Here is a 17,806-nt window from a genome sequence, read left to right on the forward strand (position 1 = left end):
GAGATGAGATTATAAGTGTGATCATTAGGATTAGTATGGCCAGACTTAAGACTTGAACTATCAGAAACAACAATCTTTCGATAGTTAACTTTTTGAGTAACTGATAAAGTCTTTTTATTAGTCCTGACATCTTGTTAGTCCCGGTAATTGTGTTAATCCCTGTCCACATATAGTATATGGACAGGGATTTTGATTAAAATTCAATTTTGTAGCTAAGGTTTGGAATCATGATGGTTGACTCCTTCTCAATCATGGCGTTCTGCTGATAGTTATATGCATAGCCATCAAACTCTGGAGACCCTACCATGTTTTTCATTTGCAAAGACCAAACTGAGGAGAATTTTGGTCGATTCTTTCGGTATGAAATGGTCATATCCAGATTGTAAACTGCCGGTTCACGAGACTCAAAAGCTCTATTTTCGTCTCTCGTATCTTCTTGTGCTAGCAAGGATGCTTCTGTATCTAGTGGACTAAATTTCTTGCCCCCCATCAAGGTAAGCCCAAGGTTTACACTCAGCCATTTGTTGCCTGACGCTCCCATTTGCCATTCTTTACCCCCAAGGATATTAAAGGCATAGTTGCGATTGTATCGTGTATCTCGCCATACCTTGTCGCCACCCAGGTATTCGGATTGGAAAATGGATCCACTAACGAGATAGTAGAAATTCTGAGAAAGAAAACGCTCGAAAGTAATGTCAACTCCATAGTTTCTTCCCTTTCCTGAATTTTCCAATTCCTTATCAAAAAACCAATCTTGCTCAAAGTTGACCATAGAGAACGAACTATCAGCTACCACAGGTACATCGTACAAATGCTGATAGTATGGTTCTACTTTCAACCGCAAGTTTTCATTGATGGACCAATCGTAGCTTAGCACCAAATGATGTGCTCTTGACAGCTTTAAATTGTTGTTCAATAGGTTGCCCGAAGCATCTTGAACAAAGTAAATTTTTGCTTCTTCAATCTGACTGTGGTTACCATAGCCAAGGTTTATTGACTTGTAAGTACTTAGATTCCATTTTACGCTAGCTCTTGGCTCTAAAGTAAGTTGGTCATTGAGATCAAAGTATTGACTATGTATCCCCGCATTAATTTCAAATGAATGACTAATCCTGAATTTCGTTTGTGTGAATCCCTGCCATCTATGGCTTGTGCCGTCCTGATTAATAATGGTGGTTAGCGGGTCTCCGGATTGATCAGCCTCACGTATCTTCAGATCGTAGAATTGCCTATGAAGTTTCATCCCGCTTCTATTGATGATCTTTCTAGAAAATTTATGATTAAGAGTAGTTGCTATTGAATAAGTACCTGTTAAACTCTCTACGCGTGACTTGGGAAGCAATCGAGATTGCTCATCGAGCTTATCTACGTCCCAGTAAGCGTTGTTTGCGGAAGCTGCAATACTTGTTTTAAGAAGCGTCTTTTTAGAAAAATTGATTTTATGGCTAATGCCGGTCGCCCCAACATCGAATCCAAACTCCTCATCCAGCATATCTTCTTCTTCTTCCCACTCGTCAGGGTCCATTACCAATTCCTTATTTTTCTTGCCAAAATCATGTCCTCCTATTCCCCAAAAAGAGAATTCACCTGCTTGTGTTGGGAAATTGAGTTTGAATGACAGATCCTGATACCTTACTGTATTGGCATCATCGGGGAGTATTGGTTCAATCAACCCAAGCGTAGAATAGCGGTAGTTGAATAGATAAGATGAATTCTTATTGCCAGATAGAGGTCCTTCAGAAGCAAAGTCAATACCTAACAAACCTGCTTTGAATGCATGCTCATAATCTTGATTATTTCCTCGCCTTAAGTTCATATCGAAAACGCCTGCAAGTGCATTTCCGTATTCAGCTGGAAAAGCTCCAGTCAGAAAATCCGAATTGTCCAGGACGTGATTACTTAATAAAGTAACTAATCCACCACCTGAAATAGATGATCCTGCAAAATGACTGGGATTTGGAATCTCTATGCCTTCTACTTTCCATTGCACTCCTTTGGGAGCGTTACCTCGAATGACAATGGCATTTTGTCCGGTATTTGAATTGGTTACGCCAGCGAAGGCAGTAGCCATCCTTGCTGGGTCATCCAAACCTGCAGCGTATCGTTCAGTTTCTTCTACTGTGAAAGTACGCGCACTCACATTGGCCATTTCGTTTATGGGCAGATCTTTGGGTCTTTCACCTTGTACTACCACCTCTTCTAGTTTTTCAAATGCTTCCTTTAGTCTGATACTAAGGAAATTAGATTTTCCGGTGTGAACCAGCACATTGGGAATCGTCATTGATTCGTAACCAACATAGGTTATTTGAATCGAATATCTACCAACAGGCACATTGGGTATTGTGAATTCACCGGTTATATCTGTTATCTGCCCGATGATTGGGTCTGTATCCAAAAGGCGAACAGTTGCCCCAATTAAAGCAATCTCCGAAGTTTCATCAATTACTTTTCCGCGTATCGTTTGTGTCAACTCCTGTGCGATTAGTTCTAAACTAAAGGCACTAAGTATGAGTGAAATTGTGATTAGTCTTTTCATTTCAGTTTTTGTTTTGAGTTCTTAAGTTCAAAGCAAAACTGATGTGGCATGAGCCTGCAATCGCCCGATCCTGAAAGTCTGGACGTTGGATGAGTCCATCCCTGAAAGTCTGGACGTTTTAGCTAATAGCTTCTTTTTGGTATTGGGAAGGCGTCAAGCCAGTGAATTTCTTGAATACTTCGTTGAATGACGACTTGGAACTAAAGCCACTGTCATAGGCATGAGCTAGCAGAGTAAATTTTTTTGTGGTGTCTTCAGTCAATCTTTTTTTAAACTCCTCCACTCGATACTGATTAATAAAGTCATAAAAATTCACTTTCAACTGCTCGTTTATGATCTGAGAGAGGTGATTGGGATGTACGCCTAATCTTTCAGAAATATCCTTCAAAGTGATTTTGGTTTCCAGGTAAGGCTTTTCCTCTTCAATGAGTTTTTGGAGTGCATCCAGGTATTGACGACTCTGATCAGAGGTGAGGGAAGATTTTCGGTATTTATCAGCGTCACTTTTAGAAATGTTTGTGACTGCTGAATTATCGGTAAATATGGCACCCTGACGAGATCCGAAATAGCCAATAAGAAAAACAAAAGCCGTGGCGGCTATATAAATATAATCGTCTAGTTGAACAATCAATACTACTGCCCAGATCACCGCCATCCCAATAATTAATTTGACCAGCCAGTCTAGGTTGATTTTCTCAATGTAAGAGAAATTGTTAGCAATGTTTTTTCGATGCTTCTTGAGAATGATTAACGACCAGACAACATATACTGCTCCTGAAATTTGGTTAAGTATCATAAAAATTCCCCAATAAAGTGGTGGATCGGTTTGAAGCGTTTCAAAGGCAAATTTTAATAATTCAGGTCCGGTAGTAAGAAAAGCGTCAGGAAATATTAAAATGTAGAACAGTAGCGGGGGTATAAAATGCAACAAGTGTGTTTTGCTAATTCTAGCATTCGGGTAGATCAAGGCTTGTATATACAATAACAGCAAAGGCCCATGAAGCATGGGTACTGGCTGTGCAACTCCCATAAAGTGTGGGAATATATTGTAATACTCTATGTAAAAAAGGTAGTAGAGGAATATATGAACTCCCAATACGAACATCCAAATAGCTAGTATCTTATCGGCAAGTCCTTTCTTTTTCTTATTCAAGAGCAAAAACTCTATGAAGAAAGCTTGAACGGTGCCGATGATATAGATGATGCCCAATTAGGTGATTTTCCCTCTAAGGTAACTAAATGAACAATGGTATTATTAAGTCAAAAGCTGCTTGAAACTCACTTCAAATTGTCTTGAAAGAAAGCTATGGTACGACTCCACGCTAGCTTAGCCGCTTCCTCATCATACCGAGCTGTAGTGTCATTATGAAAACCGTGATTGGCGTTGAGATATATATGAGCGGTATATGTCTTTCCATTTTCTTTTAATGCTTTTTCATAGTCAGGCCATCCTGAATTTACACGAGTATCGAGCTCACCAAAGTGAAGCAGGAGAGGTGCTTGAATACCAGGCACCATCTCATCAGCTGGCTGGCCTCCGTAAAAAGGCACTGCTGCTTTTAGATCGGGTACTTTCACAGCCATCATGTTGGAGATCCAGCCGCCAAAGCAAAAACCCACCACTCCTACATTTCCGGTGCACTCTTCATGGTTTTTCAAGAAATCAAATGCGGCAATAAAGTCCTCAAGCATCTCATTCCTATCGCGCTTGCGCTGCATAGTACGACCATCGTCATCATTGCCAGGGTAGCCGCCAAGTGGAGTCAGCGCATCGGGAGAGATCGAGATGAAACCAGCCAAAGCAGCTCTTCTGCCCACATCAGCAATGTGAGGATTGAGCCCTCTATTTTCATGTACTACTACAATTCCTGGAAGCTTGCCTTTCGCATCTTTGGGACGAGAAAGTTGAGCTTTAATTGAGCCACCTCCTTTAGATGAGCTGTATTCGATCGTTTCCGTTTTGAGCTTTGGATTATCCTGTGCTACTTGAATGGCCTCATAGTTGGGCATAATGGAGCTCATGAGAGAAGTAAGTGTCAATCCACCTACGGCGTATAGCGATAGCTTTTCGATGAATTCTCTACGCTCCATACGATTATGGGCATAGTCATCGTAGAGCTTGAATACTTCTGGAGCAATGTCTTTAGTATCGATCTTTTTCATGGCCGAGCTGTATTTTAAGGGAGTTATTTACCTAAAGATACGGTCATTGCATAATTATCTCGCCTGAATGAAGCTATGTTTTCTCCAAACTTAATCCGAGTCGATTCTGAACATAATCGATCTCGTCCTGAGTAAGTCGAGCGGATCGTTTTTTGATAACAGAATTAACCTTGGCCAGATCTTCATAATATGCCGCTTCAAATCCGTACTCTTCTTTCTTAAGTACAAAGTCGTATGGTCCTCTTTGCGATATAATCTTCACAAAGATGGGTGCTGTTTCCACAGCAAGAAATAATAGCATGATGAACCAATGAGCGGCCCAGATTGCACTACTTTTCTTAGTCAGTCGATCCAGCGCTTCAATGCGGGAAGCCAGGCCTGTGAGTTGACTTTCTTTCATTTCTCCAAATGCAGATTTTTCTTGTATGTCCAGCTGAGCGAGTGCATTTTCTTTTTCATTGATCTGTTCATTGTTGGTCGCTACAAGCGTCTGTAACTCTGCTTCAACACGATCAGCATCTGCTTTTTTGATTTGGTAAATAGGCCCTGCATTGCGCTGCTTTGAACCTCCGGTTCCATCCGCTTCTTCTTGTGCAATTTTTCGCAACTCATCTCTTTTGCTCGCCTTTTCGCTAATTTCATTTTTCAATGACAATATCTCTTCATTGAGTCGTGTTCTCGTTTCATTAAATCGCTGTTTAACTGTTTGCTCTTGAGCGGCAAGGTCTTCTTGAATCATGTGAGAGATCTCAGCTTCTACTTCTTTTTCAAAAATCTTTAACTCAAGCGGCTTGGCAATAACTATAGAAATGATAATAGCCAATACTAGTCGAGGTAGTGCACTAAGCCATTCCTGTCTTGGCTCACCATTTTTGCGCATACTTGAGACAATGAACCGGTCGAGGTTGAAGATCATCAGCCCCCAAATAACTCCAAAGATTGCAGCCACCCAGTAGCTATCGAAAATGGTATAAAGTGCATAGCCACCGGCGAGCGCTGCGAAGACACCCGTAAAGAAAATGGTAGCTCCTATGCCAACATATTTGCTTGATTCGGATGGGCATTTATTGAGAATGTCGTTGTTTACTCCAGCACAAAGCCAGAAAAATTCTTTTAAGCGATTCATGAAAATTCAACGCTAAGGCTGAATGATTGTTATATGGCCAGATTAAAATACAAACCTGGCCATAGTCATCACTTGTAGGAATAGAGGGGTTCAGTCATTTTTCTTGGCGTTCAGTACCTGCAGAATCAACCTCATGCTTTCTTGAGGTTTTACCCTAGTGCCGATCCATTCTCTGATGATACTACCAGGATCAGCACGAAATACGATCACCATATTTTCATTAGGAAGAAGCGCGATGTATTGTCCACTTTTTCCTCTTGCCATAAACATGTTGTTTCTTGTATCTACCCACCATAGATAGCCATAATCGTAATACCATGCTTCACCAGTAGTCGCCTGTAGGCTCAGGCTTTTGTTAATCCACTCTTCTGAAAGAAGCGATTCATCGTTCCATTTTCCTTTGTTTAAATACAATAAGCCAAAGCGTGCATCATCCCTGGCTGATGTTTTGAAGGTGTATGCGGGATGTTTGCTGGAACTTCCATTTTCATACTTGGTATTTTTAACGCTGAAGTCTTGCATGCCTATTTTTTCGGCTATATTGGCTCTGAATGCCTCAAATAGGTCATTTCCACTTTCTTGCATATAGATAGATCCGAGAGCGTTGAAGTCCCAGTTGTTGTAGTAAAAGAAATCGCCTGGCTTATGACTACCTCGAGGAGGTCGATCATTTTTCTGACGGCTGGATTCATGATTGGCTGGATGATAAACACCAGAGGAGGCTCTGAGGAGTTGCTCTATAGTAGCATTTTTTTCCATAGAAGTTAGATTTTCACGGTCGTCCATTCCAAGCGATGTGAGTGAGGCCTTGAGATTCAAGTTGCCTTTGTCATACTCCATTCCTAGAAGACTATTTAGAAAGGATTTCCTGATGGAAAAATTTGGGATGGGAACCTCTACGTCCCCAAATGAGGCAATGACATAGCCATTCTTTACGACTATCATGGCTTCTCCTCCAATAGCTTCGAATTTTTTCTTGACACCTTTAAACGCTTCGATCGAGTAACCAAAGTTTTCGGGAGAAGAGTAGGTCCAATGCTCATCAGGATAGACGATTGTTTCACCCGGATCTCTTTCTATTTTCTCATAGAATTGACTTTCTCCTTTTTGTGAAATACTTGAGCGGCATGAGCAAATAAGTACAAATGACGCGATTGTGATTTTGAACAAATTCATAATGGTATTTTTGAGTTTTGTTCAAAACTCTCTGCTGACAGGTTCGAAGACAAGTTGACTTTGTCTCTTTAAGGGAATATGGACAACTACTTGACGGAATTCACAAATTCCATAGGTGTTTGCTTGGTGAGTTTTCTGAAAGACTTATAGAAGGAGGCCCGGGAATGAAACCCTGACTCATGAGCAATGCCTTCTATGGTAAATTTTGGATATGCTTTAAGCAGCAGCAACTTGGCATCTTCGATTCTGAAGGTATTTACAAACTCATGGAAGGAGCCGGCTCGTGCGTTGATAATTTGAGATATCTGGTATTCAGGTTTTGTGATTCTTTGGGCAATATCAATAAGCCTTAGATCTTTCTTTTTGAACAATTGTTCAGTTATCATCAACGTTGAAATTTGACTGAACAGATCATCAATTTCTTTCGATGAAAGATGCGACTTAGTGTACTTTTCGTGAAGCCATTTTTTTTCGAGTGATTGTAAATACATCAGCCGAACTACCAACACTGCCAAAATGATAGCAAACATTTCATAGAGGTAGTAATTGTAACTTCCTGTTAATCCGGTCATCCTTAGCCCCAATGCGAATACCAGGTAGAGGCCCCCAATGATCGGCACAAAGTAAATCCATTTTAGTCCGGAGGAGGGACGTTTTATATTTCCGGAGTGCTTTTTTATGACTAAGAAAGTAAAAGCAAGATAAAGCCCCGAATAGGTGAACTGAAAGTAAACATACCAAGAAGGCATGATGCCAATGGTGTTTACCAACTCACCATTTAGTACCGCTAGTTTATAGTTATCTGATTGAAGATAGAAGGGAAGTAAGTAAGTGACTACCATAAGGAAGGGAACAAACTGAATCATGTGGTGCCATGTGATTTTTTTAGTTTTTTCTAGCAAGAATGAAACAAAAAGATAGATCATAAGTGGCCTAAGCAATCCAGCTGGAAAATTCACTTTGAACCAGTGCGGGTGGGACATGATTTGCCCTGTCGCATACAGAAACTTGACTATGAAAACCGTTGAACTTGCTACGAAAAAAAGCGACAGCCATAAATTGGAGAGATGCTGCCGTGTTTTGATTCCAAATACAATTGTGAGGCAGATGGATAAAAAAATACCTATAACGATGAGTAAATCATCATAACCAACTACAATATTTAGCAGTATTCCCAGCTTCATATTCTAGTAAATATACAGTTAGGTCTATCTATTGATTGAAAAGAGGAAAGGGTAAATGAATCTTGAGACTCATTTATCCTTAAATGTTGCTTGAATCAATTCGGTCTACTTTCATAATTCTTAGTCGCCAACTTTGATGGCGATAGTTCGAAGTATTCTTTGACTGCATTATAATCTGAATAGTCTATCCGTCCGGAAAACTGCCCAGGTATCACTACCACTCTTGCAATCCAATTATCAGTAGAGTTGGCTCCCAATCCGTTGAAATTGACCGTTCCGTCTAGGAAGACACTCACGTCAAATTTTGTGAAATCGTAGTTATACACCAGCACTCCATCGTTGAAGTAAAGAGTTTGTGGTAGTGCTCTCCACACCTCTACGTTATCTTCTGTCACCTCCCACAAAAAATAGACAAGCGCTACATCAGAGTCGAGCATGGTGAAGTCATTAGGCAGATTCAATAATGCACTGTAATCAGGAGCGGTAAAGCTGAATTCATATTCAAATACGAAGCTTTCTTCTCCGTTTACCCCATCAATACCATCTCTACCATCGTAACCTCTCGGGCCACGTGTGCCATCATCAAAGTAGCATCCCGACAGTCCTAAAGTAACCAGTACTAAGAGTATATGTAACCTTTTCATAAGCAGTTCATTTAGTGAAACATTTGACCTTTTGGTAGAGGTGTATTTCAAAATGAGTGCCAAAAATGAAAATGGACTTGTTATATCATGGAGGATGTGGCCTCTACAATGAATACATAAATCATTCCGATCGCAGGCTATTTACTGGGTTGGAAGTAGCTGCTTTTATGGAATGATAGCTTACGGTTGTAATCGCAATAATGGCTGCCAATAGGCTTCCAAGGACGAAAAAGTACCAGGAAAGATCTATTCGAAAAGCAAAGTTGGAGAGCCATTCATTCATAAAGTAATAGGCAATAGGTATACCCACTAAAACGGCTATTCCAACCAATTTTAAAAAATCTTTAGAAAGCATGCCTACTATGGTATGTTCGTGTGCTCCCAAGACTTTCCTAACCGCGATCTCTTTGATGCGCTGCTCTGCTACGAAGGAAGAAAGACCATATAGTCCCAGGCATGCAATGGCAATGGCAAGTAGGCAAAAGACGATGATGAATTTATTGAATTGCTCCTCGTCTTTATAGGCACCTTCAAAATAGGCATCTAAAAATTGATAATTAAAATCGGAAGGGACATTCCAGTTGTGCCATAAGTCTTCAATGCTGGAAATTATCTCGTTGGTTTTATCAGCTTGAACCTTTACCAATAACCTTCGACTAGGAGCATTGTGAATGACCAGTGGATCGATTGGGCGCTCCAGCGAATGATGGTGGAAGTCTTTTGCCACTCCGATGACCACTCCTTTTTTGTCTACAGCCCAGCTGCCACTGTGTGTGGTGTAGTATTCAATGGTCTTACCAATAGGATCTTCCCAGGATGCACCATAATCTTTGATTGCTTGCTTCCACGCACTTTCATTGAGGATGAATGCTGAGCTATCCGTTGGGATATCTTCTGAAAATGTGCGACCCAATACCATCTCTACCCCGAGCGCATCTAATGTGTTATGGCCTACATAATATCCTAGCCAGGCATCTCCATGCGGGTATTCATAGTCAGTGAAGCCTTCAAATTTATATCCCCAGTAAAAAGCGTTATCCCCTGGAATTTGTCGACTTGCCATAACGGATTTTACTCCCTGAATGGATTGCAGCTGATCTTTTACTATTGGCCATTTACTGCGCAGTGCATCGGTACTCCCAAAATGCATAACCAACGTATTTTCTGGTTCGAATCCCAAATCTTTCTGCTTTACAAAAAGCATTTGTTCATATACTACCAAGGCTCCAATGATAAGCGTAATGGAAATGGTGAATTGGAAAATCACTAGGGTTTTCCTTACCCATCCTTTCCCGCCACGCGCATCACTATTTCCGGATAAAATTGAGATCGGTTGGAAGGAAGAAAGGAACAAAGCTGGATAGCTGCCGGTAATCAGGATGGTAATAATTATGAGCGAAACCAAGCCAGCAAGAATTGAAAAACCATTGGTAAGGCCAAGAAGTAAGTCTATTTCTGCCAGCCTGTTGATAGGAGGGATAGCAACTAAGAGAATTAAAAGAGCCAGTATGACCGCAATGAACGTCATGATGGCGGATTCAGCAAAAAACTGGACAATTAGCTGTTTTCGAAAAGCTCCCATTACTTTCCGGACTCCTACTTCTTTGGAGCGTTTGGAAGCACGAGCGGTAGCCAAATTCATGAAATTGATGCAGGCAATCAATAAGATTATGATTGCTATTGCAGAAAATATACGTACCTGATTGATATTTCCATGTGTAGTATAGTCAGCTCTCAGATCGTATGATTTTAAGTATAAATCTTCGAGAGGCATGTAATCTATGGTGATCGAATCTGCTTCTGCATCATAGTACTTATTCCACATTTCCTGATACTTCTTCTCCATCATTTGAGGGTCTGTTCCAGGCTTGAGTTTTACATAACTTCCGATCCAGTCATTTGGCCAGAGGTTCATGATGTTTAGGGATCGATCATCGTGTAATAGTTCAAATGGCAGCACCATGTTGAATTGCAGGTGAGAATTGTATGGAATATCTTCAAATACTGCAGTCACTTTGAAAGGCATCTCCTCTCCATTGATAACGTTATCAATCTTGATTACCTGACCTATCGGATCATCATTGCCGAAAAATTTATCAGCATGAGATTTTGAAATGGCCACACTGTTTTTATTGCTTAAGCAAGTGTGCTTATTCCCTCGAAGCAGTGGAAAAGTGAAAAAATCAAAGAAGTTGGAGTCAGCGACCAATAGATCTTCGTAGTACGTTTCGGTATTGGTTAATGATACCTTAAGGTCGGTCTTCCAAAAATTGATGCGATTGAAAGCGACAACTTCAGAATAGTCCTTAGCATAGGTGGGAGCAGCTTGTGCATTGATGTATCCGTAAACATGCTGAAGTCGGTAAATATCCTCCCCACTTTCATGTTGCTTATCATAGCTCGTTTCAACTTTGATGAATAGAAATATCATGAAGACACATGCCAGACCTATTCCAAGGCCACTGATGTTAATCAGCGAGTATGACTTGTGTTTGAGGAGGTTTCTGAAGGCAATTTTTATGTAACTCTGTAGCATACTGAATGAGTTTGAAGATTGATAGGTTCTTTCGGATCTATACATGCGAGCATAGCGTATGACCTCTAACAGGTAAATTGCATTGGCAAATAGCCTCCCTTTTTCACGTGTATGTTCTTGGTATTCCTCTGCTAGGTCACCAGATATTTCCTCATACAACTCACTACTGATTAATCGTGCAAGCAAGGAGGAGGCAAACTTGGGAGGAGTGATTGGAGACATTCTTATTGAAGGTTAGGCATGAGTTGAATCATATTTCCCCAGAGGAGATCCCTCTTTGATTTGAGGACTTCAAGAGCTTTAAATCCCAGAGGTGTAATTTCAAAATAGCGTTTACGTTTGCCTCCCCGCTCAGGCGTAGACTCCCCGAAAGCACTTTTGACAAACTGCTTGTTTTCTAATCGATTGAGCACGGTGTGGATGGAGCTAAGAACCACTTTGCGTTCCATTTTTTCGGCCAATGCTTTTTTAATGGCAGGGGCATATGCTTCTGGATAAAGCGAACCAACAGTTAGCAGTACAAGCTCTTCAAGCTCTCCGAGATGATCTCCTTTCATGTAATTAAATTCTGATTTGTCGATTTAAATATACGGAGATAAAAATATAATGTTCTGATTTGTCGATAATAAGAAAGTAGCGTTACCAAAAAATCATCGGACATGCAGTGGGTATGTGAGGAGTTTGAACAGCGATCTGAAACGAATATGTGACAATACCATAATTGATCCAACGTCTTCCTCAATATGTGTATGTTTGAAAATATGAAAAAACTAGCCATTATTCTTCTCGTCTTGCTGGCTACATTGATGGTAGCATACTACACCTATTTGAAACCCAACTTTCTTGTGGTCAATGGATATGCGGCAAAAAATTTGTGTTCATGTGTGTTTGTGGCAGGAATCGATGAAAAGACAGTGAGACAAATCGATTTGGGTTTTTCTTTCATTGGGTTGACCAACACTCATGTGAATTACGCGACCCAATCTACAACCTCCAATGTGTGGGGTTTAGTACCCCGCAAGGCGGTATACAGAGACGGATTGGGGTGTGTTCTTGTGAATGAACTGCCTGAGGAAGAACTTAGAGAAAAGACCTTTGAAGCATCTATTAAACCAATGGATAGCCTAAAAAACTGGTTTGAAGATGATACAACAGCGGTAATTACAGGTGAGCAATCACGTCAAATCGAAAAGATCATAACCTCAGCTTTCGAAAACGATCCTGAAAACACCATCAATACGCGTGGAGTAGTTGTACTTTATAAAGGAAAACTCATTGGTGAGCAATATGCGCCGGAGGTTTCAAAAGATACACGCTTGTTGGGTTGGAGTATGACTAAGAGCCTGACGAGCACTATGGCAGGGCTTATGATTAGGGATAGTCTCTTCCGTCTGAATACGCAAGTACCTATACCCGAGTGGAAAAATACGGACAAAGAAAGCATCACCTATCAAGACCTTTTGCAGATGAGTAGCGGGTTGAGATTTGAAGAAGATTACGGTTCTTATTCAGATGCAAACATCATGCTTTGGATCAGTGATTCCATGGGGGAAGCGACAATAAGCAAGCCACTAGAAGCCGCTCCAGGAGAAAAATGGTACTACTCTTCCGGGACTACCAACCTGTTGATGCGACTGATGCGCAGTTACTTTTCGAATGATGATCAATACCTGGATTACCTCAATCAAGAGCTATTCAATCGCATCGGTGCTTATTCATTTCTCATTGAACCGGATGCTTCAGGGCACTTTGTAGGGTCTTCTTTTGGCTGGGCTACCGCCAGAGATTGGGCGCGTGTTGGGCAGCTTTATTTAAATGATGGTAGGTGGGGAGGTGAACAAATTCTTCCTGCTTCATGGGTTTCATTCGTGCAGCAGGCGCCTTTAGATTCAGAAGCGTTGGGACGATATGGTGGACAATTTTGGTTGCAGGCTTCCCACCCTGAGCTACCCAAAGACACCTACTACATGGGAGGATTTCATGGTCAACGAGTGTTTATAATTCCATCAGAGCAACTGGTGGTTGTACGCCTTGGTGTTACCTATAATGGTGATTTTGATTTTGACGATTTTGTGAACCGGCTGATTGATGTATTGGAAGAATAAAAAGTCAGAAATAGAAGACGACTATATGTCGTGATCATTCACTTCTCAGAATTTTCGCAGGATTCACTCGTGCCACCTTCAATAATTTATCACTTACCACAAGAAGAGTACAAATCAGGATTGTACCAATAGGCAGTAAGATGGAAAATAAGCCGGGCTGAATACGGTAGGCAAAAAGCTCAAGCCATTTGTTCATGAGAAACATTCCAATAGGAATTGAGATTGCAGAGGCAACCAGAATGAGCAATAGAAAGCGACTCAGCATGACTGAATAAATGTTTTGAGCAGAAGCACCCAGCACTTTTCGAATACTTATTGATTTAAGACTTTGCTGTACGGTGAAAGAAGTGAGTGCAAATATGCCTATGAGGCATAGGATCAGAGCAACAACTGTAAACAATACGATCACCTGACCAAATTTGATGTCTGTGACATAGCGCGCATTCAACTGTTGATCCAGAAAATCGAACTCAAAAGGAAGTGTAGGAAACATCTCATTCCAGCTTTTTTCCAGAGAGGAAAGAATTGGACGGTAGTCGTCTTTATCAATAGTTACGATAAGTGAACTCACACCTCTGCCTGGACGCATGGCAAACAGATAAGGTTCGATGGGACGATGGAGAGAGTTTGCATGGAAGTCCGCCACCACCCCAATGACACGATATCCGATGACGCCATCTCCTTCGGAGGTGTAAATCAATTGATCTACCACTTCATGTGTCTTTAAACCAAGTGCTTTAACGGCGGCTTCATTTAGGACAACCGATGAGTCGTTTTCTGCAAAATTCCGATCAAATGTTCTACCCGCCAAGACTTCAATGCCGAGTGTTTCTATGAGCTTAAAGTCAATGTCATTTTGACGAATAATCACCCCTTCGCCTACTTCAGAAAGTGTTGCTCGATAGCGATTATCACTTAAGACTACTTCAGCGGGTGTGTAGCTGGTTCCAGCCACGCTTTGCACGCCTGGCAGCGAAGAGAAAGCAAGCTTCACATTTTCCAACTGATTAATTGCTTCTTCTGCTTGAAGTGGTACTACTACCTGATTAGTACTTTGAAATCCTAGCTGTTTTGACTGTATGTAGCGTAGCTGATTGAAGGTAGTAAGCGAACCTACAATGAGTAGGATGCCAACGGCAAATTGAAATACCACCAAGACCTTACGTATCAGAAATGAGCCCGAGTTACCTGTAGACTTGCTGCCAAGGATGGATTGAAGCTTCATGGTGGAGAGGTAGAAGGAAGGGTAGCTACCAGCTAGCAAACTGGTAATTATCGCAATGGAAAGTAGCCAGGGAGTTTTTGAGAGAATGAGTGCAATTGGTACTTCTTTACCTGTTAGGTTGGTGTAATAAGGAGATAGAATGAAAATGCAAATCAGTGAAATGAACGTGGCTAGCAAGGTGATAATTGTAGACTCTCCCAAAAATTGAGCAATGATCATTTTTCGTTGTGCTCCAAAGGTCTTTCGCATTCCGATTTCCTTTGTTCTTTGAGAAGCCTGGGCTGTCGCCATGTTTGCAAAGTTTACGCAAGCCACGGCAAGGATTAGAATGGCGATGGTAATCAAAATGTAGATGTACTTGATGTCACCTCCTAAGCCTGCTTCATTTTGACTGTGGGAGTATAAATAAATATCAGAAACAGGTATAAAACCGTGCGTATGCTTAGCATCCTCAACATATTTAGCTAGAAAAGTAGGAACCTTATGCTTTAGCGCTGTGATATCTGTTCCTTCTTTCGTTTTGATGTATGTGAAGAGAAAGTTATTGCCTGACACCCGATCATTGTTGTACACAAATTCACCAATGGATCCACTATTCATGGAGCAGATGAATGAAGGGTTGAGATGAGATGAAATGCCTTCATTTTCGTAAACACCAGTCACCAGATAGTTGAAACTTCCATAGTCGTTGATTATGTTGATTACCCGCCCGAGCACCTCCGTGCTATTAAATATTTTCTTAGCGAGTGTATGAGATAAAACGATGCTTTGTGGTTTTTCCAACATGGTTTTTTTGTCTCCTGTAATGATGGGATAGGTGAGGATATCGAAAAAATTTGGATCGGCCAGATAACCTTTCTTTTCAAGAAAAGTACGATCATCGACTTTTAATATGTTCTTCTGAATACCAAGAAAGCCAACAATTCGGGTACTTGCTTCAATGTCGGGTAAATCTGAAATTAACCTTCTTGATAGACCTGGAGGGGAGGTTGCCATCTCTACAAATTTGCCATTGATGGTTGTCTCTGTGGATATCCGATATAGCCTGTCAACATTCTCGTGATGCTTATCATAATTCAGCTCCTTCTCGATGAAGATTAATATGAAGAATAGACTAACGATTCCTGTGGCCAGACCTGCAATATTTATAATTGCGTATGCTTGATTTCTTTTCAGGTTACGGAGGGCGATTTTTATGTAATTTCTAAACATATCTAAGCTGTTTATAGATGAAAGTTGAAATAGGTTTAACCCGATTAGATTAAGTCTTAGCAAAAGAATTACTTCCTTCATGTAGAGAAGATCAGCTACTTTTTGTGAGTGTTTGGATCGTTGCTTTTCATAGTATTCCTGTAAATCCCCACGAATGAATAGGTAGAGGTCTTTTCTACAAAACCATTTGAATAGCCAATCAGCAAAACGCTTAATCATAGCTGAGCTGTTGCGTTTTGCTTGGGATGGAATTCCAGAGATCAAGCCTGACGTTTTTGTTGTGGTCAAGCGCTTGCATACCATGCGCTGTTATATGAAAATACAATTTTGGCCTTCCTCCTCTAGCCGTGCTTCCTTCTCCCTTACGCGAAGTGAGGTATCCTTTGTCTTTCATTCGAGTGAGTGAAGATTGAAGTGCACCTATGCTTACAGATCGACCTAGCCGTGTCGAGATTTCTTCTTTTATGCTATAGCCATAAGCATTTTCATCCAGTACAGCTACGGTCAAGAGTACGATTTCTTCAAATTCACCAAGCTTAAACTTCTTCATGAGTTAAGTATTTTCCTATTTGTAGGAATACTAAGGTAATGGATTAATACGTATTTTCCTATTTGTAGTAATACCTATCATTTCGATAATGGTTTACATATGTCTTCTTGATATTTGCTCTCCATATTTGCTCTCTCTATTATTTGGGCTAAGCTGATTGGATACTTTGGGCCATCATGCCGGACTTGATCCGGCATCTTCTATTTCCCATCTATGAATTTTAAAATGGTTAACCTTGAGTTTGAGAAATCAATCCAATTGATGCTCTTACGCGTAATAAACTTTTTCACATCATTTCAACCAATTCATGCCACATTTTCTACTACACACAACCAAAGACACCATTTCTCCTGAGAAAGAAGAAGCCTTTTTGCAAGCAATTCATGAAGAGGCTGTTGCTAGTCAGTTGTTTGCTGAGCAGGACATTAAAGTGAGAATTGAGCGTTTTGAAAAGTCAATGGTGGGAGGGAAAGTAAATCAACCGTTTGTTCATGTATTTGGCTACATCATGCAGGGGCGTACGACAGAAAAGAAAGCAGCGCTATCTAAAGGAATAGTATCTAAACTGAACCAAATGCTCCCGGATGTGCCATCCATCGCCATGAATGTATCCGATTTCGAGGCGGCTACTTATTGCAATAAGGCGAAGTTGTAGAGAATACCACTTCCCTTTGCTATAGTCATTAAAGCGCATTTAAAAAGTTGATTAGATCATCCTCTTTCGCGAGATCCAGCTTTTGCTTAAGTCGATACTTAGATTTCAATATGCTGTCTGGGAGTACATTTTGCACTGAAGCAATTTCCTTTGTTGTTAGGTTCATGCGTAGAAAAGAAGCTAATCGAATTTCATTAAGTACCTGTCATCGCGAGGAATGCGAAGCGAAAACAACCGTTTCCATTACTCCTCACTTTTTTATCAATTGATAAACATGTAGTTTTACTAAAAATTTTAGTAAAACCATCATGAATATGCACATATCACGAAAGAGTGAAGGCCTGGATTTGGATGTATGGATCAATAAGGTGACTGAGACATATGATCAACATTCTTCCCTTTTTCCATTGGAACCGAAAGCTCTGATGCAATTGTACCAGCAGGACTACTCGGTAGAGGAGGCTGTTTTAAAATTTCGCTCAAAGGGAAGATTTTATACATACATGGAACTGCACGTTCATCACGAACATGGAAGATATTCTACTACATTTCGTACGGAAGATCAAGCACGTGAGTTTTTCAGTAAGTTTCCAGAGATAAGGAAGGGATTGGTGATGTGAGGTGGTCACCTGTTCTTTGTGAATTGTCGTGTTAATGGCTTTTAAGTAGATATCTATCTAACATTCTTAATATT

The 17,806-nt window shown here is 40.7% G+C and carries 15 protein-coding genes; 3 read left to right on the forward strand and 12 right to left on the reverse strand.

What is annotated here, in order from left to right:
* Positions 1 to 193: 193 nt before the first annotated feature.
* The 9 genes from ABJF57_RS16690 to ABJF57_RS16730 form a co-directional block, all read right to left on the reverse strand.
* Entirely contained in the window at positions 194 to 2,536 is a 2,343-nt protein-coding gene (locus ABJF57_RS16690; RefSeq protein ID WP_462232472.1) for a TonB-dependent receptor, read from the reverse strand.
* Between the two features lie 118 nt (positions 2,537 to 2,654).
* The gene (locus ABJF57_RS16695) at positions 2,655 to 3,746 is read right to left on the reverse strand and encodes a helix-turn-helix domain-containing protein (RefSeq protein ID WP_462232473.1); all 1,092 of its coding nucleotides are present in this window, start codon (positions 3,744 to 3,746) and stop codon (positions 2,655 to 2,657) included.
* A gap of 68 nt (positions 3,747 to 3,814) precedes the next feature.
* The gene (locus ABJF57_RS16700; protein ID WP_462232474.1) at positions 3,815 to 4,699 is read right to left on the reverse strand and encodes a dienelactone hydrolase family protein; all 885 of its coding nucleotides are present in this window, start codon (positions 4,697 to 4,699) and stop codon (positions 3,815 to 3,817) included.
* A gap of 73 nt (positions 4,700 to 4,772) precedes the next feature.
* Positions 4,773 to 5,825 carry a DUF4407 domain-containing protein gene (locus ABJF57_RS16705; RefSeq protein WP_462232475.1) on the reverse strand — a complete coding sequence of 351 codons (1,053 nt, stop codon included), beginning with the start codon at positions 5,823 to 5,825 and terminating at the stop codon, positions 4,773 to 4,775.
* Between the two features lie 90 nt (positions 5,826 to 5,915).
* Positions 5,916 to 7,001, reverse strand: a complete 1,086-nt coding sequence (locus tag ABJF57_RS16710) for a serine hydrolase domain-containing protein (RefSeq protein ID WP_462232476.1) — start codon at positions 6,999 to 7,001, stop codon at positions 5,916 to 5,918.
* 86 nt (positions 7,002 to 7,087) lie between these two features.
* Positions 7,088 to 8,185 (reverse strand): AraC family transcriptional regulator, encoded by a 1,098-nt coding sequence (locus tag ABJF57_RS16715; protein WP_462232477.1) that lies wholly within the window; start codon positions 8,183 to 8,185, stop codon positions 7,088 to 7,090.
* A 95-nt stretch (positions 8,186 to 8,280) separates the two neighbouring features.
* Positions 8,281 to 8,829 carry a hypothetical protein gene (locus ABJF57_RS16720; protein WP_462232478.1) on the reverse strand — a complete coding sequence of 183 codons (549 nt, stop codon included), beginning with the start codon at positions 8,827 to 8,829 and terminating at the stop codon, positions 8,281 to 8,283.
* Between the two features lie 121 nt (positions 8,830 to 8,950).
* Positions 8,951 to 11,587, reverse strand: a complete 2,637-nt coding sequence (locus ABJF57_RS16725; protein WP_462232479.1) for an ABC transporter permease — start codon at positions 11,585 to 11,587, stop codon at positions 8,951 to 8,953.
* Between the two features lie 2 nt (positions 11,588 to 11,589).
* Positions 11,590 to 11,922 (reverse strand): PadR family transcriptional regulator, encoded by a 333-nt coding sequence (locus tag ABJF57_RS16730; RefSeq protein ID WP_462232480.1) that lies wholly within the window; start codon positions 11,920 to 11,922, stop codon positions 11,590 to 11,592.
* Positions 11,923 to 12,126: 204 nt separating this feature from the next.
* On the opposite strand from ABJF57_RS16730, the gene ABJF57_RS16735 reads away from it, so the two are divergent.
* Positions 12,127 to 13,470 (forward strand): serine hydrolase domain-containing protein, encoded by a 1,344-nt coding sequence (locus ABJF57_RS16735; protein WP_462232481.1) that lies wholly within the window; start codon positions 12,127 to 12,129, stop codon positions 13,468 to 13,470.
* Between the two features lie 34 nt (positions 13,471 to 13,504).
* Here the strand turns inward: ABJF57_RS16735 and ABJF57_RS16740 are convergent, their stop codons facing one another.
* Both ABJF57_RS16740 and ABJF57_RS16745 read right to left on the reverse strand, forming a co-directional pair.
* Positions 13,505 to 16,126, reverse strand: coding sequence for an ABC transporter permease (locus tag ABJF57_RS16740; protein ID WP_462232482.1), 2,622 nt, complete (start codon positions 16,124 to 16,126; stop codon positions 13,505 to 13,507).
* On the reverse strand, positions 16,119 to 16,457 hold the full coding sequence (locus ABJF57_RS16745; RefSeq protein ID WP_462232483.1) for a PadR family transcriptional regulator: 339 nt from the start codon (positions 16,455 to 16,457) through the stop codon (positions 16,119 to 16,121). Before ABJF57_RS16745 ends, ABJF57_RS16740 begins: the two co-directional genes overlap by 8 nt.
* A gap of 307 nt (positions 16,458 to 16,764) precedes the next feature.
* Here ABJF57_RS16745 and ABJF57_RS16750 point away from each other — a divergent pair, with 307 nt between their 5' ends.
* Positions 16,765 to 17,112: a 5-carboxymethyl-2-hydroxymuconate Delta-isomerase gene (locus tag ABJF57_RS16750; RefSeq protein ID WP_462232484.1), complete on the forward strand. Its 348-nt coding sequence runs from the start codon at positions 16,765 to 16,767 to the stop codon at positions 17,110 to 17,112.
* Positions 17,113 to 17,140: 28 nt separating this feature from the next.
* Here ABJF57_RS16750 and ABJF57_RS16755 read toward each other — a convergent pair whose 3' ends face one another.
* Positions 17,141 to 17,278 carry a hypothetical protein gene (locus ABJF57_RS16755; RefSeq protein WP_462232485.1) on the reverse strand — a complete coding sequence of 46 codons (138 nt, stop codon included), beginning with the start codon at positions 17,276 to 17,278 and terminating at the stop codon, positions 17,141 to 17,143.
* A 148-nt stretch (positions 17,279 to 17,426) separates the two neighbouring features.
* Between ABJF57_RS16755 and ABJF57_RS16760 the strand changes: the two genes are divergently transcribed.
* Positions 17,427 to 17,732, forward strand: coding sequence for a hypothetical protein (locus tag ABJF57_RS16760; RefSeq protein WP_462232486.1), 306 nt, complete (start codon positions 17,427 to 17,429; stop codon positions 17,730 to 17,732).
* The last annotated feature ends 74 nt before the right edge of the window (positions 17,733 to 17,806 follow it).

Source organism: Ekhidna sp. (genome assembly GCF_039940915.1).
GTDB lineage: Bacteria > Bacteroidota > Bacteroidia > Cytophagales > Cyclobacteriaceae > Ekhidna.